Consider the following 2,288-nt stretch of genomic DNA (forward strand, 5'->3'; position numbering starts at 1 on the left):
TACAGGATAGAACACGTATGCCAGGATGAACTGCAATGAAATGCCTGTGAACCTTCCGTCAGTTGCACTTGCAATGAGAGAGTTGAGGCCTGTCCAGTTGCCAACCAGTCCGAAAATGTAGTTGAATCCTGCTATGAGCGCATAGAACACGAGCAGCATTGCAGCAACGTTGGCGGCAAGTTTGAATCCGTCTGTGGCTCCGTTCGAGATGGAATCCAGAACGTTCCTGCCAAGTTTTTCCTTTGATACCTTGAGAGCGTTGTCAATAGGCTCCGTTTGTGGCAATACTATCTTTGCCATTGCAATCGCACCCGGTGCAGCCATCACCGATGCGCTGAGAAGATGCTTTGCAAACTCTATCTCCATTACAGGATCTCCACCGCCAAGCATTCCTATGTATGCTGCAAGAACTCCGCCGCTCATCGTTGCCATTCCGGAAGTCATAATGAGCATGACCTCGGACTTTGTCATTGAAGGAATGAACTCCTTCACCATCAGCGGTGCCTCGGTCTGACCAAGGAAAATGTTGCCTACGCAGGAAAGTGACTCCGCACCTGAAAGTTTGATGACCTTTGACAGGCACCATCCAAGTCCGTACACAACCTTCTGCAGTATTCCAAGGTAGAAGAACAGGCTGGTGAGAGCGGAGAAGAAGATGATTGTAGGAAGTATGTTGAATGCGAATACGTATCCGAACCTGGTGGTATCGGTAAGCGGGCCAAGCAGGAAGTTCGTGCCTAACTTTGTCCAGTCAAGCACTGCCACAAAGCATTTCCCGCATATCTCAAAGAAGCTCTGAACTGCAGGGAACATGAGAACGCTTACGGCAATTATGAACTGCAGTCCAAGTGCCTTTGCAACCGTACCCCAGTCTATATGCTTGCGGTCCATGCTGAACAGCCATGCAATGGCCACCACAACCAGAATGCCCAGCAATCCGCGAAGAATCGACCATATATCAAAAGCAAAGGCTTTTTTCAATATTATGTCCTTATAAGGGTTCCCGGGGGCTGCAAGTTCCGGAGCTTCCTCAATGGCAACTCTGTTTTCGGTTTCGTTTATTACCGTTATGTTCTGCGCCGCAGCTACGGCCGAACTGTCCTGTGCGGTTTGAACGCTGTCCTGCTGTGCGTAGGCACACACGGCAAACAGCAGCATCAATACTCCAATTAGTAGTTTTTTCATAGGTTTATATAGGTTTATCATTATTTCGGTGCAATCTTGTATAGGAAGGCCGCAATTGCAGCATAGATTATGTTAGGCAGCCATAGAGCTATCCCGGGCGGCAATGCGCCCGTATGCACGAACATCTGGCTGAAACGCAGGAAGAGTATGTACGAAAAGCTCAGGGCTATTCCTATTCCAATGTTGAGTCCTATTCCTCCCCGCCTTTTCTTTGATGAGAGCGAAACTCCTATCAAGGTGAGGATGAACGCCGAGAAAGGCATTGCAAAACGCATGTGCTTTTCTATTAGCGCATACTTGACCATCTGGTCCCCCCTTAGTTCCTGCATGTCTATCAGCTCATTCAATTCGCGGAAATTCAACTGCTCCACTATGTTCTGCCTCCTGTAGAAATCCTCAACCGTAATGACGATGCTTGTATCCATGGTCTCACCCACATCAACTTTCTGCCAGTCACCTACAAAGGTTCTCAGACTGTATTGCTTGAGATTCCAGCACTGCTTGAGGGAGTCCCACTGCGCCTGGTCGGCAGAAAGTTTGGAAACTATCCTGTTGTCCTGAATTGTTTCAAGCGTGAAATTATAAGCCGTATTGTATGTAGGGCTGAACGATTCGGCATACATGAACACACCGGGTTTTATCTGATAGTGCATGTTCCTGCCGAATTCGGAATATTTGTCCTTGACGTATTTCTTCTCGAACGCCAGACGGCTCTTGTTTGCAGGCGGAATTACCCACAGGTTGAGCGTAAGCGAGAACACTGCAATGATTGCCGCCGATATGAAATACGGATACATAAGTCTCTTAAACGAAATGCCTCCTGCCAGAATGGCCACTATCTCACTGTTTCCGGCAAGCTTGGAGGTGAAGAAAATCACGGTGATGAACACGAACAGAGAGCTGAACATGTTCGAGAAATACGGCACGAAATTGCAATAGTAATTGATTACCAGGGCCAGCGGAGCATTGCTGTCAACGAAATGGTCTATCTTCTCACTTATATCAAAGATTATGACAATACCTATTATCAGAAGCAGAGCAACAAAGAAAGTGCTCAGGAACTTCTTGATTATGTATTTGTCTATCAGGGTTATCCTGAAATT

At 47.2% G+C, this 2,288-nt stretch carries 2 protein-coding genes; both read right to left on the minus strand.

Annotation, left to right across the window (positions count from 1 at the left end; translation table 11 throughout):
* Positions 1-1,185, minus strand: a 1,185-nt coding sequence (locus AC06L3_RS08415) for a NupC/NupG family nucleoside CNT transporter (RefSeq protein ID WP_475670177.1), incomplete at its 3' end; no start/stop codon positions are given.
* Between the two features lie 20 nt (positions 1,186-1,205).
* Positions 1,206-2,288 (minus strand): LptF/LptG family permease (locus AC06L3_RS08420; protein WP_475670178.1); only part of this gene is annotated, 1,083 nt, incomplete at its 5' end.

Source organism: Candidatus Egerieousia sp., assembly GCF_056211015.1.